Origin of the sequence: Bradyrhizobium sp. SZCCHNRI20481 (genome assembly GCF_032485055.1) — a bacterium.
GTDB lineage: Bacteria > Pseudomonadota > Alphaproteobacteria > Rhizobiales > Xanthobacteraceae > Bradyrhizobium.
Genome location: NZ_JAUEUE010000002.1, coordinates 453,630 through 476,556, shown reverse-complemented (window position 1 = coordinate 476,556; position 22,927 = coordinate 453,630). Strand labels below are relative to the sequence as shown.

Genomic DNA, 22,927 nt, shown 5'->3' with positions numbered 1-22,927 from the left:
GGAGCCTCCGGCGCGACACGATAGACCTGACGCTGTGGCTCCTCGTCTTCGCGCCGGCATGCTTCCGCTCCTCCGACAATCATGTTCTCGGCGATCGCGCGCCCCTCCGGACGCGCATCCCGCAAGGTCGGCTCGACTGATGAATGCCGCGCCGGTCCTAGCGACCTGAGCCGCTACGCCACGCACCGGGCAGCGCCGACCTTGGTCAGGATGCCATCCAGCGTGTCGATCATCGCCGCGATTTCGTCCCGGGTCACGTTGAGCGCCGGCATGAAGCGCAACGCATCCGGACGCGGCGCGTTCAGCAGCAGGCCGAGCTCGAAGGCATGCGCGACGATCGCCGGCGCGATCGGCCTGATCACGTCGAGCGCGAGCAATAGACCACGGCCGCGCACTTCGCCCAGGCCGTGCCTTGCCGAGATGCGCTGCAACTCGCTCTCCAGATATATCCCGTTGTCCGCGACAGCCTTCAGAAACTCCGGCTTCTCGATGACGTCGAGCACGGCGAGTCCCGCCGCGCACATGAGCGGATTGCCGTTGAAGGTGCCGCCCTGATCGCCATGCTCGAAACAAGACGCCGCGTCGGTCGCCAGCAGGGCGGCGAGCGGGACACCACCGCCGATGCCCTTGCCCAAGGTCATGATGTCCGGGAGGACGTCGGCGTGCTCATAGCCGAACAGTTTTCCGGTGCGGCCCATTCCGGTCTGGATCTCGTCGACGATCAGCAGCAGCCCGTGCTCGGCGGTCAGCGCCCGCAAATGCTGCAGGAACTTGTCCGTCGCGGGCCACACGCCGGCCTCACCCTGGATCGGCTCCAGCATGATCGCGACCGTCTGGTCGGAGATCAGCGCCTCGACCGAGCCGATGTCGTTCAGGCGCGCCTTGGGAAAGCCAGGCACCTTCGGCTCGAACAGCGGCTCGAACGCCTTCTTGCCAGAAGCCGACATCGTCGCCAGGGTGCGGCCGTGGAAGCCGCCCTCGAAGGTGATGATCTCATACGCGCCGTTCTTGCGCAGAGCGCCGTATTTGCGCGCGAGCTTGATGGCGCCTTCATTGGCTTCGGCGCCCGAATTTGTGAAGAATACCTGGTCGAAGCACGAGCGGTCGACCAGTGCTTTGGCGAGTTGCAGGCTGGTATCGTTGAAATAGGCTGGGCTCGGCGTGATCAGGCGCGCCGCCTGGTTGGTGAGCGCGCTGGCAAGCTCCGGCGGCGCATGGCCGAGCGCGTTCACGGCCCAGCCCTGGATGAAGTCCAGATAGCGCTTGCCATCGTCGTCCCATAGCCAGGAGCCCTTGCCCTGAACGAAGACGGTGCGCGGACGCGCCGTGATCTCCATCAGAGCGTCGTAGGGATGGGAGGCGGTCAGCATGTGCAATCTCCTGTGCTCAGGGGGAAACGGTGGGCCAAAAAGCGAGAAGGCCGCTCCTTTGCGGGAGCGGCCTTCTCGAAAACCTGGAGCTGATGAGCTAGCTGATCAGCAACGTCTTCGGACATGGCGCGCCCCGGCATCGTCACGGCGGTGACGACGGCAAACGGCGGCGCGGCGGTTGGTCCGGTTGAAGATCATGCGGCGGCCATACAGGCAAATCGCAACCGGTGTCAAGATGCCGGCCTGCAGGCTGCAATACGGGCCGCTGCTCCGGGAAGCGGCGAGGGAAGCGCCGGCCGGTGCGAAGGCCGCACGATCCAATCTCGGGTCTCGCGCTTTAGTGACAACTTTACCAAACATTTAGCGGCTGCGTTTACTTTGCCGGCCAGCTTGAAAATGCGAGCGCTCAGGACGAGCGATGTCGAACCCCCATCTCACGATCGCCGAAGAAGTGCAGGCGGCCATAGCCACCGGTTCAGCCGACCGCTGCTCCGGCGTGGCCGAGCGGGTCGCCGCCCTGTTCGCCGCCTCGGCCGGCAGCCTGGATATCGAGCAGCACGCGCTGTTTGCCGACGTCTTCGAGCGTCTCGTCAACACCATCGAGCTGCGCGCGCTGGCCGACGTCGGTGCCCGGATCGCACTCGCCGAACTCAGCGCCCAGCTTGCCCCGATCCCGCAGGCGCCGGCCGGCGTGATCCGGCGGCTGGCCTATCATGACGACATCGCCGTCGCGGGGCCGGTGCTTTCGGAATCGCCGCGGCTGAGCAGCGAGGATCTCGTCGAGATCGCGCAGACGCGCGGCGAGAAGCACCTGATTGCGATCGCCGGGCGCTGGTGGCTGCAGGAGATCGTCACCGATGCGCTGCTCGCGCGACGCTATCCGAGCGTGAGCCGCCAACTGATGAGGAATCCCGGGGCGCGGGTGTCTCCCGCCGGATTCGCCGCCATCGTGGCGCAGGCGGCTGGAGATGCAGAGCTCACGGTCGCGGCCGGCATCCGCGCCGATCTGCCGGCAGCCTTGCGCAGGACCCTGTTGCAGCGCGCGACGGAGGCGGTGAGGGCGCGGCTGCTCGCGTCGGCGCCGCCGCATCTCTACGAGGAAATCCGCAGCGCCATTTCAGCGGCCACGCTCGACGCCGAGCGCGACATGTCGCGAAACCGCGATGGTGGCAGCTCCAAGGTGGCGGTTGGCCAGCTGAAGCAGGGCGGAAAGCTGACCGAGGCCGCGCTGCTGGAATTTGCCCGTCAGCGGCGCTACGGCGAGACGATCGCGGCCATCGCGGAGCTCGCGAAATGCAGCATCGAGCTGGTGCGGCCGCTGATGCAGAGCCTGCGCAGCGACGGCATTCTCGTGCCGTGCAAGGCCGCCGGGCTGAGCTGGATCACGGTTGCCGCGATCCTCGATAGCCGGTTCGTTTCAGGTGCAACGCCCCCCGACGAGCTGACCAAGCTCAAGAACAAATATCTCGAACTGAAGCAGGACGAGGCGCTTCGCCTGCTGAAGCTCTGGTCGGTTCGCACCACGGGCTCCTCGCACTGAGGGGCGGTCCGCAGGTCCAGGACGCGTTGACACGCCCGTCTGCAATTCCCCCGAGTTCCCGGCGGCTGGCCCGAGACGCGACAGAGCCGCGCTAGAATCCCGCGACCGTGCCGTGCAGGTCGTATTCGTCGGCACGCTCGATCTTGACCGTGACGATCTCGCCGACACGCAGCGGCCGGCGGCTGGACAGATAGACGGCGCCATCGATGTCAGGGGCATCAGCCTTGGTGCGGCCCTTGGCGACGCTCGGCCCGACCTCGTCGATGATCACCTGCTGACGCGTTCCAACCTTGCGCTTGAGCCGGCGTGCCGAGATCTTCTGCTGGCGGGCCATCAGGGCGTCCCAGCGCTCCTGCTTGACCGCGTCCGGGACTTGGTCGGGCAGGGCGTCGGATGTCGCGCCGGCCACCGGCTCGTATTTGAAGCATCCGAGCCGATCGATCTCGGCCTCATCCAGCCAGTCCAGCAGATAGGCGAAATCCGCGTCCGTCTCGCCGGGGAATCCGACGATGAAGGTCGAGCGCAGCGCAAGGTCGGGGCAGGCTGCCCGCCAGGCCTTGATCCGGTCCAGCGTCTTGTCCTGCGCCGCCGGGCGGCGCATCGCCTTCAGAACGTTCGGGCTGGCATGCTGGAATGGGATGTCGAGATAAGGCAATATCTTACCGTCTGTCATGAGGCCAATCACCTCGTCGACATGCGGGTAGGGGTAGACGTAATGCAGCCGGACCCAGGCTCCGAGCTCACCGAGCTCGCGCGCCAGATCGAGGAAGCGCGCCCGGACGCTGCGGTCCTTCCAGGCGCTTTCGGCATATTTCAGGTCCAGCCCATAGGCCGAGGTGTCCTGCGAAATGACCAGGAGCTCCTTGACCCCGGCTGCGACCAGCCGCTCGGCCTCGCGCAGCACGTCGGCCGCGGGGCGCGACACCAGATCGCCACGCAGCTTCGGGATGATGCAGAAGGTGCAGCGGTTGTTGCAACCTTCGGAGATCTTCAGATAGGCGTAGTGCCGGGGCGTAAGCTTGATGCCCTGCGGAGGAACCAGGTCGAGATGAGGGTTGTGCGCAGGCGGCGATGCGCGGTGGACCGCGTCCAGCACACTCTCGTACTGCTGCGGGCCGGTGATCGACAGCACGCCGGGATAGGCCTGCTCGATCTGCTCCGGCTCGGCGCCCATGCAGCCGGTCACGATGACCTTGCCGTTCTCGGCCATGGCGGAGCCGATCGCCGACAGCGATTCCTGCTTGGCACTGTCCAGGAACCCGCAGGTGTTGACGATGACGACGTCGGCGCCGTCATGCTTCCGGGCAAGCTCATAGCCCTCGGCGCGGAGACGCGTGATGATGCGCTCGGAATCGACCAAGGCCTTGGGACATCCGAGCGAAACAAAGCTGATCTTGGGCGCCGAACCCTGCTGCATCTTGGAACTGCCTGATGAGATAGGCGTCAGCTAGTCCGAATTGTCCAGAAAGACAAGGCTTTGAGGCGGCCACGTCCATGCTATGGGTGAGGGCCCGGACAACCTGGTGATCGATGAGCGCCGAGCAATCGCCTAAAATCGTGATCGTCGACGAAAGCCCGATCCGCGCGGCCATCCTGGAGGAGGGCTTGCGGGAAGCGGGCTTTACCGGCGTCGTGCATGTCAGCGAGATGCAGGGTCTTCTGGCGCGCATCTATGCCCTGGATCCGGACGTCATCGTCATCGACCTGGAGAACCCGAGCCGCGACGTGCTGGAGCAGATGTTCCAGGTCAGCCGCGCCGTCCGCCGGCCGATCGCGATGTTCGTGGACCAGAGCGACGCCGCCTCGATCCAGGCCTCGGTGGAGGCGGGCGTCTCCGCCTACATCGTCGATGGCCTGAAGAAGGAGCGGATCAAGCCGATCCTCGACCTCTGCATCTCCCGCTTCAATGCGTTCTCCAAGCTTCAGGACGAGCTGGAGCGCGCGAAGTCCGCGCTCGAGGACCGCAAGGTGATCGACCGCGCCAAGGGCATTCTGATGAAGATGAAGGGCTTCACCGAAGAGGAGGCCTACGTGCTGTTGCGCTCCACAGCCATGCGCGAAAAGAAGAAGATCGGCGAGATCGCACAGTCGATCCTGACCGCCTCGGAGATGTTGAAATGACCGGCCCGCTTCGCATTGGCTTCATTCCGCTGGTCGATGCCGCGGCGCTGATCGTCGCCGTCGATAAGGGCTTCACGGCCGCGGAGGGGCTCGACGTCACCCTCGTCCGCGAGGTCTCCTGGTCGAACGTCCGCGACAAGCTCAACATTGGCCTGTTCGATGCCGCGCATCTGCTGGCACCGGTGGCCATTGCGTCCAGTCTTGGTATCGGCCACGTCAAGGTTCCGATCGTCGCGCCGTTCAATCTCGGCGTGAACGGCAACGCGATCACCGTGACGCCGACGCTGCATGCGGCAATCATGGCCCACCTCGAGGGTGATCGTTTCGACCCGATGGCGACGGCGCTGGCCCTGGCGCGCGTCGTCGCTGAACGGCGCAAGGCCGGCGCCGAGCCGCTGACTTTCGGCATGACGTTTCCGTTCTCGACCCACAACTATCAGTTGCGGTTCTGGATGGCCGCAGGCGGCGTTGACCCCGATGAGGACGTCCGCCTCGTGGTGCTGCCGCCGCCCTACATGGTGGAGAGCATCGCCAACGGTCACGTCGATGCGTTCTGCGTCGGAGCACCGTGGAACTCGATCGCGGTCGATCTCGGCATCGGCCATATTCTCCACTTCGTGTCTGACGTGCTGGTGCGCGCGGCCGAAAAGGTGCTGGCGGTCAGGCAGAGCTGGGCTGACAATAATCCCGGCGCCCTCGCCGGCCTGGTCCGCGCCTGCGCCAAGGCCGCCGATTTCATCGAGCAGAACCATGGGGAGGCCGCGCGTATACTGGCCCAGCCGGAGCGGATCGGCGTCGATGCGGAGGTGCTCCAGCGTACGCTGGACGGCCGCCTCAAGATCTCGCCGGATGGCACCTTCCGCGAAAGCTCGCGCTATCTGCTGGTGGGCCGGGAAGAAGCGGGACGGCCCGAGAAGATCCAGGCGGCATGGCTGTATGCCCAGATGGTGCGGTGGGGCCAGACTCCCCTCAGCAATGAAGCCCTGGGCACCGCCATGGGCGTGTTCCGGCCGGATATCTACGACGCGGCGATGGGCACGGCCGCGGTCGGCACGGATGCCGCCATCGGCGCGTTCGCTGGTCCGCCTTTTGCGGTGGACGACGTGATCGGCCATCTCAAGGCATTCAAGATCGGCCGCTGGACGGCCTGATCCACCGCTCCGATCAGGGTCTGGGCACCGGGCGCCGCCGACCAATTTTTGGGCGGCGTGCCCGTATTTCGGGGCTTGAGCCTGACAACGCGCCTTCATCGATTCGGGCAGCGACCTGATTCTTCGCGCTTTTCCTTGATTTGTCCCGCTGGCACGCAACTTGAATGTTGCGGTGCAGTCGGCCGCCGCAGACGCCGCTGACTGCAATCCATGTCGGATTTCCGCAGCAACGAAGCTGGTCGGATCGCTCACCTGAAGCAGGCCATATCGGCCGGTCGGACGATGCGATCCTCATCCCATTCCCGAACGCCAATCGCCCTGGCCGCTGGAGCTTCGTTCGCCATCATGAAAATCGAATCGTTGCCAGTCGACTTCAACGACGAGCAGAAGCGCTACCTCGAAGGGTTGGCCGCGGGCCTCAAGGTCACGCTCGCAGGACGCGGCCAGGGTGGCGCGCCGACAGCAAGCGAGCCGACCGGTCCGGATGCCATCCACATCAAGGCGCAGGACAAGGTGATCGCGTCGGGACGGAAGCTCGCCGACCAGGAAAAGGTCAAACGGGAAGGACATCCGTTCGATGCCTACGAACGGCTGAAGGAGCAGGCGCGCAACGATGCCGCGCCATCCACGGCCGACAATTTCCGTTGGCGCTACTACGGCCTGTTTCACGTCGCTCCGGCGCAGGACTCCTACATGTGCCGTCTGCGCATCCCCAACGGCATCCTGAAGCATTGGCAGTTGACCGGCCTCGCCGATCTCGCCGACGAGCTTTGCGGTCCCTACAGCCACGTCACCACGCGGGCAAACCTGCAACTGCGCGAAATCCCACCCAGGCACGCGGTCATGCTGCTGGAGGGACTCTCGGATCTCGGTCTGACCGCGCGCGGCTCCGGCGCCGACAACATCCGCAACGTAACGGGAACGCCAACCGCGGGGATCGATCCGCAGGAATTGCTGGATACGCGGCCCTATGCGCGCGAATGGCATTTCCACATCCTCAACGACCGTTCGCTGTACGGCCTGCCTCGCAAGTTCAACGTCGCTTTCGATGGTGCCGGGCAGATCGCGGCGCTCGAGGACACCAACGACATTGCGTTCTCGGCGGTCGAGGTGAAGGACGGATTTGGGGTTGCGCCCGGCGTGTGGTTCAGACTCGGCCTCGGCGGCATTACGGGACACAAGGATTTTGCCAAGCCGACCGGCATCATCGTCGAGCCGGAGCGGGCGACCGAGGTGGCTGACGCCATCGTGCGGCTCTTTATCGAGACCGGCGACCGCACCAATCGTCTCAAGGCGCGGCTCAAATATGTGCTCGACAGCATGGGCCACGACAAGTTCATGGAAGCCGTCGAGACGAGGCTCGGCCGCAAGCTTGCGCGCGTGCCGGACGAGGCGCTCGAGCCGCGGCCCGACTCCGACCGCATGGCCCATGTCGGCGTGCACCAGCAGAAGCAGCAAGGGTTGAACTGGATCGGCGTCGTGCTGCCGCTGGGCAAGCTGACCACGGATCAGATGCGCGCGCTCGCCAAGATCGCTGCGGATCTCGGCGACGGCGAGATCCGGCTCACGGTGTGGCAGAACCTGCTGTTATCGGGCGTCCGCGACGACAAGGTCGCGCTGGCCTGCGCCGCGGTCGAGCAGATCGGACTGTCGGTCAAGGCCTCGCACATCCGCGCCGGACTGATCGCCTGCACAGGCAACGCCGGCTGCAAGTTCGCAGCATCCAACACCAAGAAACATGCGGCCGAGATCGGCGACTGGTGCGAGAGCAGGGTGGACGTCGACACGCCGCTGAACATTCATCTCACCGGTTGTCATCACTCCTGCGCCCAGCACTACATCAGCGACATCGGCTTGATCGCGGCAAAGGTGCCGGTTGGTGACGGCGACGACACGGTCGAAGGCTATCATCTGTTCGCCGGGGGAGGTTTCGGCCCTCAGGCCGATATCGGCCGCGAGGTCTATCGCGACCTCAAGGCGGCGGATGCGCCTGTAACCGTCGAGAAGCTGCTCAAGGCCTATCTCGCCCATCGCGCCTCGCCCGAAGAGACCTTCCTGTCGTTCGCACGCCGTCACGACGGCGAAGCGCTGCGCAATCTCGCCGAAGCCCAGACCTCGTCGCAGGTGTCAGCATGAACCAGATCACGCCCATGCCCAACATCGATATCATTCCTCCGACGGCGCCATTTTCCGAGGCGCAGCGCTCGTGGCTCAACGGCTTCCTGGCCGGAGCGCTCGGTCTAGACGGCTCGACAGCATTGTCGCCGACGCAGAACGGCGCTGTGCTCGCGCCCGCAGGCGACGGTGATGACGGCGAGGCGCCATGGCACGATCAGACCATGCCGATCGCCGAACGCATGAAGCTGGCCGAGGGTCGCCCGCTGCGCCGGCGCATGATGGCGGCCATGGCGCAGCAGGACTGCGGCCAATGTGGCTACAATTGCAACGACTATTCGGATGCGATCGCCGGTCGCAGCGAGGCGCGGCTGAATCTGTGCGTCCCCGGTGGCAAAGAAACCGCGCGGATGCTGAAGGCTCTCTACGAGGAGATCGACACGGCTCCGGCGGCCGCCAAGCCCGCTGCTGCTGCGCCAGCCACCGTCTCCGTCGTCGTCAGCGAGCCCGGCCGCTCGCGCGACAATCCGGTCGAGGCGACGTTCCTGTCGCGGCGCCTGCTCAACAAGCCGGGCTCGGAGAAAGAGACCTGGCACATTGAGTTCGATCTCGGAGAGAGCGGGCTCGACTACGTCGTCGGCGATTCCTTCGGCATCTTCGCCAAGAACGATCTCGGCCTGGTCGACCAGATCATCGCGCTGCTCGGCGCCTCGCACATGACCGAGGTGAAGGGAAAGCCGCTGCGGCAGTGCCTCTTGGAGGATGTCTCGCTGTCGCCGGCACCGGATTCGCTGTTCGAGCTGATCTCCTTCATCACCGGCGGCGCGACCCGCGAGAAGGCGCGGCAGCTGGCGCAGGGCGAGGATCCCGATGGCGACGCGGCGACGCTCGATGTGATGGCAGTGCTGCAGAAGTTCTCCGGCGTCCGGCCGCATCCCGAGGCCTTCGTCGAGGCGCTGGAGCCGCTGCAGCCGCGGCTCTACTCGATCTCGTCGTCGCACAATGCCACGCCCGGCAAGTTGTCGCTGACGGTCGACTGCGTCCGCTACGTCATCGGGAAGCGCAAGCGGCTGGGCCTCGCCTCGACGTTCCTGGCCGAGAGGATCAATCCCGGCGACAAGCTGCGCGTCTATGTGCAGAAGGCGCATGGCTTCGCGCTGCCGGCCGATCCCAAGACGCCGATCATCATGGTCGGCCCCGGCACCGGCGTTGCGCCGTTCCGCGCCTTCCTGCTCGATCGCAGGGCGACCGGCGCGCCGGGCAAGAACTGGCTGTTCTTCGGCCATCAGCGCAGCGACTGCGACTTCTTCTACGCCGACGAGCTCAACGCCATGAAGACCGCGGGCCTCTTGACGCGGCTGTCGCTGGCGTGGTCGCGCGACGGCGACAAGAAGTTCTACGTCCAGGACCGCATGCGCGAGGTCGGCCGTGAGGTGTGGACCTGGCTCGCCGACGGCGCCCACCTCTACATCTGCGGCGACGCCAAGCGCATGGCCAAGGATGTCGAGCGCGCCCTGGTCGACATCGTCGCCCAGTTTGGTGCCCGCTCCACGGATGAGGCTGTCAGCTTCGTTGCGGACCTCAAGAAGAAGGGCCGGTTCCAACTCGACGTCTACTGAGCCGGAACCAGATGGAGAATATTTCTCGGTCGGAACACCGATCGAGAATTTTTTGGTTCCAAGCGGACCCGAAACAGGGGGCTTGTCGTTATTTCGCCGGTTGCCTTGCACCCGGCCGCGGGAACGCTTTTCTCATGGCCGGAACTTCAGGAGACCGGCCATGCGGACGATATCGACGCCCCTGCGACAGATGCCCCAGGCCCGCGCCATTCGCGAGCGCGGCGCAACCGTCGCGCTGGTTGCCTTCTACAGCGCGATGGCGCTGATTGCCGCGATCACCCTAGGCACGTCTTTCACGCATCCGTTCTGATTCTCATCACCTCTTGAACGGCGCGACCGTGATGGCGGCCGCGTCGAGTGCCTTGCGGACCTCGCGTGCGATCTCGACGGCGCCGGCTGTATCGCCGTGGATGCAAACGGTGTCGGTCCGCATCTTCATCACCTTGCCAGTCACCGAAATCACCGCGCCGTCCAGAACCATGCGCACGACGCGATCGGCGATGACCTTGGGATCGTGCAGCACGGCGCCGGGCTTGCTGCGCGACACCAACAGTCCATCGTCGCCATAGGCGCGGTCGGCGAACACCTCGTGAGCCATCCTCAGATTGGCCTTCTCGCCAGCGGTCACCAGCTTGGAGTTGGCGAGCACGACGAAGATCAGGCTGGGATCGACGGCCTTGATCGCTCTGGCGATCGCATTCGCCGTCATGTCGTCCTCGCAGGCGACATTGGACAGCGCGCCGTGTGCCTTCACGTGCGTGACCTTGTGACCGGCCGCGGTGGCGATCGCCTGCAGGGCGCCGATCTGATAGGCGACGAGGTTCTCGATCTCCGAGGATTTCAGCCCCGGCACCGGACGCCGGCCGAAACCGTGCAAATCGCGATAGCCGGGATGCGCGCCGACGCTGACGCCTTTGGCCTTCGCCATCTCGACCGTCCGCCGCATGATGTCGGCGTCACCGGCATGAAAGCCGCAGGCGACGTTCACAGACGTCGCCAGCTCGATCATCGCGACGTCATTGCCCATTTCCCACGGGCCGAAGCCTTCTCCGAGGTCGCAGTTCAGATCGACGGTGCTGGTCATGTCAGGGTCCGCTCGTTGATGGGTTCGAAGCAGCGTGAGATGCGATCAGGTTAATCGAGAGTCACTCCGGGCCAGGTGGTGGCGTCGGTTGCGCTGACGGCATGACCGGCCACATTGGCCGTGAGCAGCGCATCGACGTTGAAGTCGCTGCTCGCGATCGCGGTGACGCGGCCGGGCAGGCTGCGCAACAGGCCCTTATAGCGGCGCAGCTCGGTCTGTGCCTCGACCATGCTCACCGCCTTGAAGCGGAACGGCGTGCCGGCGGGCGTCTGCGCCAGGCGGCCGAAATCGGCTGTGATGACGGTCGCGATCTTCGGATAGCCGCCGCTGGTGCCGCGGTCCGACATCAGCACGATCGGCGAACCATTGCCGGGCACCTGGATGCTGCCGTCCACGGTGCCGTCCGAGACGATGTTGTGACCGTGCAGGTGGCGGATCTGCGGCCCCTCGAGCCGATAGCCCATGCGGTCGCTGGTCGCCGAGACCATCCAGTCGCTGCCGAGGAACAGCGCTTTCATCTCGTCGCTGAACTCGTCGTCCTGCGGCCCCATGACGACTCGAATCGCGCCGCTAATTTTCGGCAGATCGATCCGCAGTTCCGGCGCGTCGCCAGCGGGTGCGACCCCGAACACGTCGCCGGCCTGGAGCGGCCGCGGGTAGGGACTGCCAAGTCCAGCGCGTGCATTCACCGAGAGACTGTTGAACATCGGTTCGCCGGCGATGCCGCCTTCGACGGCGAGATAGGTGAAGGAGCCGCCGCGAGCAAAGCCGAGCGTGAGCTCCTCTCCGTCGTTCAGCGTCACCGACGTGTTGATCTCGACCTGCCGCTTGGCAACATCCGCCGGTCGTTGCGCGCCCGCGAGCGCCACGCGCACCGCGCCGCCCTTCGCCGTGAAGGTCGCGCCGAACGGGCCGATCTCGATCGCAGCCGCCATCGGCTCATTGCCGACGAGGCTGTTGGCTGCCGCCAGCGCCAGCTTGTCCATTGCACCGGACGGTGTCAGCCCGTAGCGCTGCGCGCCGAAACGCCCGCCGTCCTGGACCGAGCTTGCCGGGCCGATCTGTGAGACGACGAGCGTGCTCATGCGGCGATCCGCTCGGCGATGAGCTCGCCGCCCTCGGCGGCGCGCTCCTGCTCGGTGAAGGTCTTCACGTCAACTGCGTAGAAGCTGACCTCGTCGCCGGGCTCGAGCAGGAAGGTCGGGTCGCGATGCAGTTGAAACGTCCGCATCGCGGTGCGGCCGAGCAGGTGCCAGCCGCAGGGGCCCGCAAGGCATTGGATGCCGGTCTGGATGCCGCCGATGGCGATGATGCCTGCCGGCGTCGAGAGCCGCGGATTCTGGCGGCGCGACATCTGCAGCGTGGGATCGAGACCGGACAAATAGGACCAGCCGGGGGTAAAGCCGATCATTGCGACGCGATAAGTTCTGGCGATATGGCGCGCGACGACTTCGTCCGGCGTGAGACTCAACGCCTTCGCGACATCCTCGAGGTCGATGCCATTCTCTCCGCCATAGCAGACAGGAACCCGCCAGCGCCTGACCTCGCTGTCCGGCGCGAGCGACCCGGCCGACAGCGCCAACAGCCTTGCCCCGAGCGTGTCGTGGTCGATGACGTCAGCATCATAATGCACGAGCAGCGAACGATAGGTCGGCACCGCCTCCGTGATGCCCTCGATCCCGGCCGCTGCCACTGCATGGTCGAGCGCCAGGACGCGGCGGTTGGCGATCTCGTCGATGGTCCGGCTGAACTCGACGGTGACGGCGCTGTCGCCGCTGGGCAGCAGGCGGGGAGGTGGAAAGGGATCGGCCATGAGTCCGAAGTGATCCGCGTTGATGGTCCCTGATCTAGCTCGTTTCGATCGCAAGTGGAATTGGGTCAAAGGCAAAAAGTCTCGAAAATTCAATAAATTAATCGGATGCTCGGCGATAAGAAGACTTTATCGGATGGGCGCAAGCCCCGCATGCGCTGGACGCACCGAGCATGCCCTTGACGCCGCCTTCGTCGCTCGCAAGATGCGCCTGCTTTTTCCGCCAGCCTGTTTGGAGCGCCAGTCTCAAGATGTCCCTCACCCCCGAAGCCATCGCCACCCTGTCTCAAGTCACAACCGCGACCATCACGACGGTCTTGCTGAAGAAGGGGTTGCGCAATGTCTGGCTGCGCGGCGCCAAGCCGCTGCGCCCGGGACAGAAGCGGCTGGTCGGTCCCGCCTTCACGCTCCGCTTCGTGCCGGCGCGCGAGGATCTGGCGACGCCGGAATCCTGGTCGTCGCCGATCTCCACCCGCACCGCGATCGAGGCCATGCCCGAAGGCTGCATCGCCGTGGTCGATGCGATGGGCGTCAAGGACGCCGGCATCTTCGGCGACATCCTCTGTGCCCGCATGGTCAAGCGCGGCGTCACCGCGCTGATCACCGACGGCGTGGTGCGTGACCTCGAAGGCGTGCTCGGCACCGGGCTTCCGGTATGGTGCGACGGCTACGCTGCTCCGCCCTCGGTCGCCGGCCTGACCTTCGTCGGTTGGGGCGAGGCGATCGGCTGCGGCGGTGTGGCCGTGTTCCCGAACGACGTCGTCGTGGCCGACCAGGACGGTGCGGTGCTGATCCCGCAGGCGATGCTCGATCACGTGCTCGCCGAGGGCCCCGAGCAGGAACGCATGGAGGCCTGGATCGTCGACGAGGTGAACAAGGGCGCGGTGCTGCCGGGTCTCTATCCGATGAACGCAGAGACCAAGGCGCGTTACTCCGCGTCGAAGAAGTAGTTCACGGCCCCGATCAATCGACGGCACAGATTCAGGAAAGGTAGAACAATGGTCGAAGTCTATCTCGCGGGCTCTCGCCCCACCCGCCGCGCGGCGGCGGAAAGCTTTACGGGCACGGTCTGGCAGGATCCGATCATCACGCCACAGGCTCCGGCTCGCGTCGCCTCGGCGCGTGTCGCGTTCGAGCCGGGTGCTCGCACGGCCTGGCACACCCATCCCCTCGGGCAGACGCTCTATGTCATCCAGGGCGTCGGCCGCGTGCAGGCCAAGGGCGGGCCGGTGCGCGAGATCAAGGCCGGCGACGTCGTCTGGATTCCGCCGGGCGAGAAGCATTGGCATGGCGCCGCGCCGACCACCGGCATGGTCCACGTCGCGATGCATGAATCGCTCAATGGCGAGCACGTGACGTGGATGGAGCACGTCACCGACGAGGAATATGCCACCCCGGTCGGCTGAGGCTGAGCAGCACCCGAGATCAGTTCGAGCGCGCGGTCGCAAGGCCGCGCGCTTTTCATTTGAAAGAGCGTGGACCGCAGGCGCGGCGCTCAGTTCACCCGCGTCCAGGTCTGGCCACCGCAGAACATGCCGCCGAAGGCGCAGCCCTGCACGCGCAGACTGTCCATTCCCTTCAGCGCAATGGTCGAGTCGTAGGTGCTGCCGCTGTTCGGATCGAAGATGCGGCCGGTCCACTTCTTTTCCTGCGTCTTGTCGCTCGGACGCATGTTGATCAGGATCTGCTCGCCGTTCTGGTTGGTCTTCGTATCCACGGCGTAGCCGCAGAGATTGGTGCCGCAGGGCTCGATGCGGATCTGGCCCTCCTTCTCCTCGGTCAACCAGATGCCGACCGGCGAGTTGGGATCGCGACCGGCGGTCTGCGCCGCAGCGGGCGGCGCGGCTGCGGTGGTCACGGCAGGCGTCTGGGCTGGGCGCGGTGGCGGCGGCGCGGCGGCAGGAGCCGGAGCCGCAGCAGGTGCCACAACGGCCGTCGCAGCGGGTGGCGGCGCAACCGGTGCCGCGGCGTTGGCGACAGGGGCCGCCGTAGGCGGCAGCGGCGCTGGTGGCGCGGCTGATTGGACGGGAGCAGGCGCAACCGGCGGGGTCGCCGGTACGGCTGCCGTCGGAGCTGGTGCGGGAGGAACAGGGGCTGGGGCCGCGGCGGCCGGAACCTGCGGCTGCGGGGCCGGCGTAACGGCCGCCTCGGCTGGCGCCTGGGCCGGCTTGTCCGCGCCGGGCTGCGGCCTGGCCGCCGGATCCGGATCGCGCTTGGTGCGCTTGGTCTTCTTCTGCTCGGTATTGTCGTAGACCCCGGGGATCTGCACGGTGCCGCGGTCGGGATCGATGCGGATCGTCTTGCCGCCGTATTCGATGACGTACTGCGCCTCGGCGGCACTGCTGGCCAGAACCAAAGCCACAACAGCCAACAGCCTCTTCATCCGTGTCTCCGCGATGTCGGTTGCTGATGTGAGCGAGCTCACGCGCAATTAAGTCGCTGATGCGGCGTCCCCGGTTCAATGCGCCACCTGCTCAGAAATCGAGCGGCGCATTGTCGACGACCTCCTTCATCACGAAGAACGTGCGCGTCTGGCGCACGCCGGGCAGCGAGATCAGTTGGTCGCCATGCATCCGATTGAAGTCGTGCATGTCGCGGACGCGGATCTTCAGGAAGAAGTCGAAATCGCCGGCCACGAGATGACAGTCGAGCACGAATTTCAGCTTTCGGATCGCGGCCTCGAAGGTGCGAAAGCTCTCCGGCGTTGAACGGTCGAGCACGACCCCGACCAGGACCAGCGCGCTGCGCTCGACCTTCTCGGGCGCGATCTGGGCGCGCACACCGGTGATGTAGCCGTCGTCGAATAGCCGCTGCGTGCGGCGATGGCAGGTGGCGGGGCTGACGTGGACGGCGGCGGCGAGCTCGGCATTGGTCATCCGGCCGTCCTTCTGCAGCCATTGCAGAATGCGCCGGTCGACACGGTCCAGGTCAGGGGTGGAAGCTTCTTTCGATTTTCGTGTCATTTGCGGATGTATCTATCGTCAAATCGCGATAATGCGGAGGTAAGCACGAAAACATGGGGCGATAAAGAGAGCACCTTTCTGAGGGATTTTCGTATGGTGAGGCGACCCTTTTCATCCACCCACGGAGAGATCCCGTGCTTCGGCTCGACAAGTTCAAGAAGTATCCGCTCACCTTCGGCGCCACGCCCATCGAGCATCTGCCGCGCCTCACGGCGGCGCTCGGCGGCAAGGTGCAGATCTACGCCAAGCGCGACGACTGCAATTCCGGCCTCGCGATGGGCGGCAACAAGCTGCGCAAGCTCGAATACATCGTGCCGGACGCGATCGAGTCGAATGCCGACACGCTGGTCTCGATCGGCGGCGTGCAGTCGAACCACACCCGCATGGTGGCGGCGACCGCGGCCAAGATCGGCATGAAGTGCGTCGTCGTCCAGGAGAGCTGGGTGCCGCACGAGGACGCCGTCTATGACCGCGTCGGCAACATCCTGATGACGCGCCTGATGGGCGCCGACAGCCGAATCGTGCCGGATGGATTCGACATCGGCATCCGCAAGAGCTGGGAGGATGCGATCCAGTCGGTGAAGGATGCCGGCGGCAAGCCCTACGGCATTCCGGCCGGCGCCTCCGTGCACAAGTTCGGCGGCCTTGGCTATGTCGGCTTCGCCGAGGAGGTGAGGGCGCAGGAAGCCGAGATGGGCATCAAGTTCGACTACATCATCGTCTGCGTCGTGACCGGCTCGACCCAGGCCGGCATGATCGTCGGCTTCGCCGCCGACGGCCGCGCCGACCGCGTCATCGGCATCGACGCCTCCGGCACGCCGGAGCAGACCCGCACCCAGGTGCGCCAGATCGTCGACAACACCGCCGAGCTCGTCGAGCTCGGCCGCAAGGTCCGCGACGACGAGATCGTGATCCTGAATGACTACGCCTATCCGGCCTATGGCGTGCCGAGCGCCGAGACCAACGAGGCCATCCGCCTCGCCGCCCGCACCGAGGCGATGATCACCGACCCGGTCTATGAGGGCAAGTCGATGCAGGGCATGATCGACCTGGTCAAGAAGGGCTACTTCCCGGAAGGATCGAAGGTGCTCTACGCCCATCTCGGCGGTGCTCCGGCGATCAACGGCTACAGCTACACGTACCGGAACGGGTGAGGGCGGTTTCGTCTTCCGCCGCCGCGTAGCGGTGGTCCGAGGTCCAACACCACATTCCGCTGTCGTCCCGGCCTTCGAGCCGGGACCCATAGCCGCCGGCGGTGCTGTTGTCGTCCTCTGCATCTCCGGCTGTGCCTCAAACTACGGCCTGTGAGTATGGGTCCCGGCTCAAGGCCGGGACGACACCGAATGTGTCGCGCGAGCGATCCACACATGACGTCGCCTTCTCGCGACGCGCCAGCGTCCGAGGGATCCATCAGTTCGCCCCTCTGAATGAAGAGGGTGCAGGGAATGCCGGGTGAGGGCCTCACCCATGGCCCGCCTGCAACAAGAAAAGCAGGCGGCAGTTACCACAGGATCAGCCGAACATCCGGCATTCCCTGCGCGACGGTCTTAACGCTTATACGCAGTCTCCCTGGTGCGCCGGGCTTGTTGGCCACCATGGCGACAATGCGCTTGCGCGCATTGCGCTGGACACCAGCATCGGGGTGTCAGGACGCTGCGATTTCACGTCCGCGCCGTGCCGTTCGTCCGCGTGCAAGCACGCTGCGGCAAAACGCGGCCATCGCCTCCCCACCTCGCGTGTCGTGACGATCGCGCGCAACGCCCCTCTCGTTGAGGTGGGATGGCGGCAGTCAATCATAGTTTCCGGAAAAACGAAAGGTGAATATTTTTAGCGCAAGGACTGGACAGGGGTCTTCGCGTTGAAATGACTGCAGGACTTTGCGTTTTGCGTCCTGCTGGACATTCCATGTCAGGTTCCGGCTGCGGCCTCATCTCGGAATCCGCAGTATCCCAATGGAGACCCTGACCGCCGTCTTGTATAAGCCCCGCGATTATGCTCTCCGGAGACATCCACAGCAGCGAAATCATCGTACTATGCTACACTCACGCTACCACGAACGCCGTCGAGATCACGTTCTCATAGCGGCCGTCGATGCGGACGGCGTTGCGTTGCAGCCCTTCGGCTCGGAAGCCGACGTCCTTAAGGCGATCGCATTCATGTTCTACTCGCGCACGGTCAGCTCGATGCGCGTGAGGCCGAAGGCAAGCGCGGCGTCCATCGTCCGTCGAATGAGAGCACGACCAATTCCGCGGCCGCGATGAGCTGGCAGCAGACCTATGCCGAGGGTGCCGCAATGGGCGTAATCACTCGGCAAGCACGTGTCCTGCGCCAGACGAGGGGAGGCAATGGCGCTGTCGGCGCAACGCAGGTCGCGCAGCTCCCCCAAGGCAGCATATTGGAAGACGGCTGTTCTCGCGTGCCACCGCGAGCGCGCGATCCGCAAGTCCCGTCGACGTGTCCAAGCGAGCCTGGCGGCAGGGCGATGACCTAACCTCCGTCTCGAAGCTTCGGCTCAAGCCGCCTCTGCCACCGGTTCCGATCCATCGCCAGAGGCGCCGCGCGCCGCTGTGCTGCCGGATGACAGGCCACGTCCTTTCACCAGACCGAAGATGGCGGGGATCACGATCAGAGTGAGCAGAGTCGATGAGATCATGCCGCCGATCATGGGGACGGCGATGCGCTGCATGATCTCGGAGCCCGTACCATTGCTCCACATGATCGGAAGCAGACCCGCCATGATGGCGACCACGGTCATCATCTTCGGCCGGACGCGCTCGACGGCGCCCTCCATGATCGCGTCCTGGAGATCGCGCCGGGTCAAGGGCGCGCCCTCAGCGGCCCGCCTGGCTTTCATCTCGGCGAGCGCGTGGTCGAGATAGATCAGCATCACGACGCCGGTCTCAGCGGCCACGCCGGCGAGTGCAATGAAGCCGACCGCGACGGCGACCGATAGATTGAAGCCGAGCCACCACATCATCCAGATGCCGCCCACCAGCGCGAACGGCAGCGACAGCATCACGATCAGGGTCTCCGTCATGGCCCTGAAGTTCAGATAGAGCAGCAGGAAGATGATGGAGAGCGTCACGGGGACGACGATCTTGAGGCGGGCAGCGGCCCGCTGGAGATATTCGTACTGGCCGCTCCAGACCACGTAGGTGCCGGCTGGAAACTGGATGTTCTCGGTGACGGCGTGCTGCGCGTCGGCGACGTAGCTGCCGATGTCGCGATCGCGGATGTCGACATAGATGTAAGTTGCAAGCTGTCCGTTCTCGGTCCGGATCGAGGTGGGTCCCCGGACCGGCTCGATCCTGGCGACCTCGCCGAGCGGCACGGCGCCGCCGGCCGGCATCGGCACCAGGACATCGTCGGCGATGGCCTTCGGATTGTCGCGGAGATCGCGCGGATACCTCATGTTGACCGTGAAGCGCTGGCGGCCCTCCACCGTGGTGGTGACCGTCTGGCCGCCGAGCGCAGCCGCGATCGTATCCTGGACGTCCTGGACCAGCAGGCCGTAACGGGCGAGCGCCTCGCGGTCGGGTGTGATCTCGAGGTAGTAGCCGCCGATGCCGCGCTCGGCATAGGCCGAGGACGTTCCGGGGACGGTCTTGATGACCCGTTCGATCTGCTTTGCCAGACGATCGATCTCGGTCAAATCAGTGCCCATCACCTTCACGCCGATCGGCGTGCGGATGCCGGTCGAGAGCATGTCGATGCGGGCCTTGATCGGCATCGTCCAGGCGTTGGAAACGCCGGGGAATTGCAGCGCCTTGTCCATCTCGGCGATCAGGCTGTCGATCGTGACGCCAGGGCGCCATTGATCCCTCGGCGTGAGGTTGACGACCGTCTCGAACATCTCGATCGGCGCGGGATCGGTTGCGGTCGCCGCCCGCCCGGCCTTGCCGTAGACCGAAGCGACCTCCGGGAACGATTTGATGATGCGGTCCTGCATCTGCATCAGCTCCGCGGCCTTGGTCACGGAGATGCCGGGCAGGGTCGTGGGCATATAGAGCAGCGTGCCCTCGTTCAAGCTGGGCATGAACTCGGTGCCGAGCTGGCGCGCCGGCCAGATGGAGATCGCGAGCACCGCGACCGCGGCGAGGATCACGATCGTCTTGGCCCGCAGCACGCCCTTGATGACGGGCCGGTAGATCCAGATCAGCAAGCGGTTGATGACGTTGCGGCGCTCGGGAATGATTCTGCCGCGCACGAAGATCACCATCAGCGCCGGCACCAGCGTGACCGACAGCAGCGCGGCCGCCGCCATCGAGAACGTCTTGGTGAAGGCGAGCGGGCTGAACAGCCGGCCTTCCTGCGACTCCAGCGTGAAGATCGGCATGAACGACACGGTGATGATCAGGAGGCTGAAGAACAGGGCAGGGCCGACCTCCGCGGCCGCGTCGATCAGGATTTGAACACGCGATTGGTCGGGCTTGGCCCGCTCGAGGTGCTTGTGGGCGTTCTCGATCATGACGATCGCGGCATCGACCATGGCGCCGATCGCAATCGCGATGCCGCCCAGGCTCATGATGTTCGAGCCGAGCCCGAGCAGTTTCATCGCGCCGAACGCCATGAGCACGCCGACCGGGAGCATCAGGATCGCGACCAGGGCGCTGCGGACGTGCAGCAGGAAGACGACGCAAACGAGGGCGACGACGATGCTCTCCTCGAGCAGGGTGTGCTTGAGCGTGGCTATGGCGGCATAGATCAGGTTCGAGCGGTCGTAGACCGGAACGATCTCGACCGATTTTGGCAGACTGCTCGCGATCTCATGCAAGCGCTTCTTGACGTTCTCGATGACATCGAGCGCGTTGACGCCGAAGCGCTGCAGCACGATACCGCTGGCGACTTCGCCCTCGCCGTTGAGCTCGGCAATGCCGCGCCGCTCGTCCGGACCGAGCTCGACGGTTGCGACGTCGCGCAGCAGCACCGGCGTGCCGCCGGACGTCTTCAGCACGATGTTGCCGAGGTCGTTTATATTCTTGATGTAGCCCTTGCCGCGGATGACGTATTCGAACTCCGAGAGCTCGACGGTGCGGCCGCCGACATCGGCATTGCTGGCACGGATCGCGTCGCGAATCTTCTGCATGCTGACGCCGCGATCGCGCATCCGCTGCGGATCGAGAACGACGTTGTACTGCTTGACGAAGCCGCCGATGCTCGCGACCTCGGCGACACCTTCGGCCTTGGCCAATGCGAATTTGAGGGTCCAGTCCTGGATCGTGCGGGCGTCGGCGAGGTTCAGCTCCTTCGACATGACGGCGTATTGATAGACCCAGCCGACGCCGGTGGCGTCGGGGCCGATCGTGGGTGCAATTCCCGCCGGTAGCCGCGACGCTGCGCTGTTCAGGAATTCCATCACGCGCGAGCGTGCCCAATAGATGTCGGTGCCGTCCTCGAAGATGACGTAGACGAACGACACACCGAAGAACGAGAAGCCGCGCACGACCTTCGACTTCGGCACCGTGAGCATGGCCGTGGTCAGCGGATAGGTGACCTGATCCTCGATCACCTGCGGTGCCTGACCGGGATATTCGGTGTAGACGATGACCTGTGTATCCGACAGATCGGGGATCGCGTCGAGCGGCAGATGAATGAGCGCGTAGAAGCCGGCGGCTGCGGCGAAGCCGGTGCCGAACAGGACCAGCAGGAGATTGCGCGCGGACCAGGCGATGATGCGGGCGATCATTTGTGCGCTCCCATCCCGGCGTGATCGGCGTTGGCGGGCTGCTGCTCAGCTGCTTCGGCAAAGCTCTTCAACGCGGCCTTGAGGTTGCTCTCGGCATCGATCAGGAAGTTGGCTGACGTGACGACCGCCTCGCCCTCCGACAGACCGTCCCGCACCTCGACATAGCCGGCGCCGTGGCGGCCGAGCTTGACGGCGCGCGGCTCGTAGCGGCCGTCGCCCTTGTCGATCAGGACCGCCTGGCGACTGCCGGTGTCGAGCACGGCATCCGCCGGCACAGCCAGCACCGGCGCCGGGGCTGCGGTCTCGATCTCGGCATCGACATACATGTCAGGCAGCAGCGCGAGGTCCGGATTCGCGAGCTCGATCCGCACCCGCGCCGTCCGCGTGTCCTTGTTCACCTGGGGATAGATCACCGCGATCGCGCCAGCGAAAGTTCGCCCCGGGAAGCTGCGCGCGCGGATCATCACGGGCTGACCCACCGCGATGCTGCCGAGGTCGCGTTCGGCGACGTCGACCAGGGCCCAGACCAGCGAGATGTCGGCGATGCGGAACAGTACGTCGCCCGGATTGGCCCGCATGCCTTCGATCGCATTGCGCTCGAGCACGATGCCGTCGCGCGGCGCCGACCATTGCACCGTCACGGGGGCGACGTGCGACTTCTCCATAGCCGCGATGACCGGCTCCGGCACGTCCAGATTGGTCAGCCGCTGGCGCGAGCCGCGGCCATAGGCGGCATTGCCGCCGACGATGTTGGAATTGATGGTGGAGAGATATTCGGCGGCGGCCGCCGCGATCGCCGAGCTATAGATCTCCATCAGCGGCTGGCCCGCTCTGACGCGCGTGCCGGTCGTCACGTCGGCGACCTTCTGCACGAAGCTTTCGGCGCGCATCGCGATCACGGAGATGCGCCGCTCGTCGAGCTGGACGGTGCCCGGCGCCTTCACCGCGACGTGGAGCGTGCGCCGCTCGACTGGCGTTGACTTCACGCCGCTGCGCTGGATCTTGCCGGGCGACAGCTTCACCACGCCGTCGTCGGCCTCGTCGCCGTCGTAGACGGGAACGTAATCCATTCCCATCGGGTCCTTCTTCGGAGTGGGAGACGTGTCCGGCAGGCCCATCGGATTGCGGTAGTAGAGAATCTTGCGTGAGGAGTCCGCCTGCTGCTTCGGCTTGGCCGGCTCCGGCCCCGCTTGATCGTCGTCATAGACGGGCAGATAGTCGCGCCCGCGATCGTCCTTCCTGGGGGTCGCCGACCAAGCGGGGGCACCGCTTGGGTCGCGATAGTACAGCGGCATCCGATCCGCCGCGGCGGCGGCAAGAGGGGCGCGAAACGACGGAGGCGTGGTCTGGATGGATACGAGCCCACCCAAGCCGAGGCCAGCACCGACCGCAATGGTCGCGAGCAGACGCAACGTGTTCATGGCATCACCGTGAGGCGCGCTGGGCGCGCGCTATCCGTTGGGAGACT

19 protein-coding genes are annotated in these 22,927 nt (G+C 65.5%); 9 read left to right on the top strand and 10 right to left on the bottom strand.

What is annotated here, in order from left to right; genetic code table 11:
• Positions 1-173: 173 nt before the first annotated feature.
• The gene (locus QX132_RS04640; RefSeq protein WP_316160222.1) at positions 174-1,370 is read right to left on the bottom strand and encodes an acetylornithine transaminase; all 1,197 of its coding nucleotides are present in this window, start codon (positions 1,368-1,370) and stop codon (positions 174-176) included.
• 418 nt (positions 1,371-1,788) lie between these two features.
• Between QX132_RS04640 and QX132_RS04635 the strand changes: the two genes are divergently transcribed.
• Positions 1,789-2,910, top strand: a complete 1,122-nt coding sequence (locus tag QX132_RS04635) for a DUF2336 domain-containing protein (RefSeq protein ID WP_316160221.1) — start codon at positions 1,789-1,791, stop codon at positions 2,908-2,910.
• A gap of 91 nt (positions 2,911-3,001) precedes the next feature.
• Here the strand turns inward: QX132_RS04635 and rimO are convergent, their stop codons facing one another.
• Positions 3,002-4,327 carry a 30S ribosomal protein S12 methylthiotransferase RimO gene (gene rimO, locus QX132_RS04630; RefSeq protein WP_316160220.1) on the bottom strand — a complete coding sequence of 442 codons (1,326 nt, stop codon included), beginning with the start codon at positions 4,325-4,327 and terminating at the stop codon, positions 3,002-3,004.
• Positions 4,328-4,440: 113 nt separating this feature from the next.
• Here rimO and QX132_RS04625 point away from each other — a divergent pair, with 113 nt between their 5' ends.
• From QX132_RS04625 to QX132_RS04605, 5 genes are all read left to right on the top strand, one after another.
• A complete protein-coding gene (locus QX132_RS04625; protein ID WP_012044202.1) occupies positions 4,441-5,031 on the top strand; it encodes an ANTAR domain-containing response regulator in 591 nt (196 codons plus the stop codon).
• The gene (locus QX132_RS04620; protein ID WP_316160219.1) at positions 5,028-6,182 is read left to right on the top strand and encodes a CmpA/NrtA family ABC transporter substrate-binding protein; all 1,155 of its coding nucleotides are present in this window, start codon (positions 5,028-5,030) and stop codon (positions 6,180-6,182) included. Before QX132_RS04625 ends, QX132_RS04620 begins: the two co-directional genes overlap by 4 nt.
• 345 nt (positions 6,183-6,527) lie before the next feature.
• The gene (locus QX132_RS04615) at positions 6,528-8,318 is read left to right on the top strand and encodes a NirA family protein (RefSeq protein ID WP_316160218.1); all 1,791 of its coding nucleotides are present in this window, start codon (positions 6,528-6,530) and stop codon (positions 8,316-8,318) included.
• Positions 8,315-9,916, top strand: coding sequence for a sulfite reductase subunit alpha (locus tag QX132_RS04610; RefSeq protein ID WP_316160216.1), 1,602 nt, complete (start codon positions 8,315-8,317; stop codon positions 9,914-9,916). The genes QX132_RS04615 and QX132_RS04610 overlap by 4 nt, the downstream gene beginning before the upstream one ends.
• A 160-nt stretch (positions 9,917-10,076) precedes the next feature.
• Positions 10,077-10,226 carry a hypothetical protein gene (locus QX132_RS04605; protein ID WP_315711980.1) on the top strand — a complete coding sequence of 50 codons (150 nt, stop codon included), beginning with the start codon at positions 10,077-10,079 and terminating at the stop codon, positions 10,224-10,226.
• Positions 10,227-10,232: 6 nt separating this feature from the next.
• Here QX132_RS04605 and QX132_RS04600 read toward each other — a convergent pair whose 3' ends face one another.
• The 3 genes from QX132_RS04600 to pxpB are packed head-to-tail and all read right to left on the bottom strand — an operon-like array spanning position 10,233 to position 12,813.
• Positions 10,233-11,000, bottom strand: a complete 768-nt coding sequence (locus QX132_RS04600; RefSeq protein WP_316160215.1) for a 5-oxoprolinase subunit PxpA — start codon at positions 10,998-11,000, stop codon at positions 10,233-10,235.
• Positions 11,001-11,050: 50 nt separating this feature from the next.
• Entirely contained in the window at positions 11,051-12,085 is a 1,035-nt protein-coding gene (locus QX132_RS04595) for a biotin-dependent carboxyltransferase family protein (protein ID WP_315797404.1), read from the bottom strand.
• Positions 12,082-12,813 (bottom strand): 5-oxoprolinase subunit PxpB, encoded by a 732-nt coding sequence (gene pxpB / locus QX132_RS04590; RefSeq protein ID WP_315797405.1) that lies wholly within the window; start codon positions 12,811-12,813, stop codon positions 12,082-12,084. The genes QX132_RS04595 and pxpB overlap by 4 nt, the downstream gene beginning before the upstream one ends.
• Before the next feature lie 248 nt (positions 12,814-13,061).
• On the opposite strand from pxpB, the gene QX132_RS04585 reads away from it, so the two are divergent.
• Positions 13,062-13,760, top strand: coding sequence for a ribonuclease activity regulator RraA (locus QX132_RS04585; protein WP_315737930.1), 699 nt, complete (start codon positions 13,062-13,064; stop codon positions 13,758-13,760).
• A gap of 48 nt (positions 13,761-13,808) precedes the next feature.
• Positions 13,809-14,216, top strand: coding sequence for a cupin domain-containing protein (locus tag QX132_RS04580; protein WP_315757461.1), 408 nt, complete (start codon positions 13,809-13,811; stop codon positions 14,214-14,216).
• An 89-nt stretch (positions 14,217-14,305) separates the two neighbouring features.
• Here QX132_RS04580 and QX132_RS04575 read toward each other — a convergent pair whose 3' ends face one another.
• Together QX132_RS04575 and QX132_RS04570 are read right to left on the bottom strand one after the other, a co-directional pair.
• On the bottom strand, positions 14,306-15,193 hold the full coding sequence (locus tag QX132_RS04575; RefSeq protein WP_315797406.1) for a DUF2147 domain-containing protein: 888 nt from the start codon (positions 15,191-15,193) through the stop codon (positions 14,306-14,308).
• A gap of 91 nt (positions 15,194-15,284) precedes the next feature.
• Positions 15,285-15,773 (bottom strand): Lrp/AsnC family transcriptional regulator, encoded by a 489-nt coding sequence (locus tag QX132_RS04570; protein ID WP_315797407.1) that lies wholly within the window; start codon positions 15,771-15,773, stop codon positions 15,285-15,287.
• A gap of 134 nt (positions 15,774-15,907) precedes the next feature.
• Between QX132_RS04570 and QX132_RS04565 the strand changes: the two genes are divergently transcribed.
• Positions 15,908-16,927, top strand: a complete 1,020-nt coding sequence (locus QX132_RS04565) for a 1-aminocyclopropane-1-carboxylate deaminase (RefSeq protein WP_315757464.1) — start codon at positions 15,908-15,910, stop codon at positions 16,925-16,927.
• A gap of 1,007 nt (positions 16,928-17,934) precedes the next feature.
• Here QX132_RS04565 and QX132_RS04560 read toward each other — a convergent pair.
• The 3 genes from QX132_RS04560 to QX132_RS04550 form a co-directional block, all read right to left on the bottom strand.
• Complete coding sequence (locus tag QX132_RS04560) at positions 17,935-18,087, bottom strand: GNAT family N-acetyltransferase (RefSeq protein ID WP_315811132.1); 153 nt, start codon at positions 18,085-18,087, stop codon at positions 17,935-17,937.
• A 198-nt stretch (positions 18,088-18,285) separates the two neighbouring features.
• Positions 18,286-21,459 (bottom strand): efflux RND transporter permease subunit, encoded by a 3,174-nt coding sequence (locus QX132_RS04555; protein ID WP_315779887.1) that lies wholly within the window; start codon positions 21,457-21,459, stop codon positions 18,286-18,288.
• On the bottom strand, positions 21,456-22,880 hold the full coding sequence (locus QX132_RS04550) for an efflux RND transporter periplasmic adaptor subunit (protein WP_316160213.1): 1,425 nt from the start codon (positions 22,878-22,880) through the stop codon (positions 21,456-21,458). The genes QX132_RS04555 and QX132_RS04550 overlap by 4 nt, the downstream gene beginning before the upstream one ends.
• Positions 22,881-22,927 lie beyond the last annotated feature (47 nt).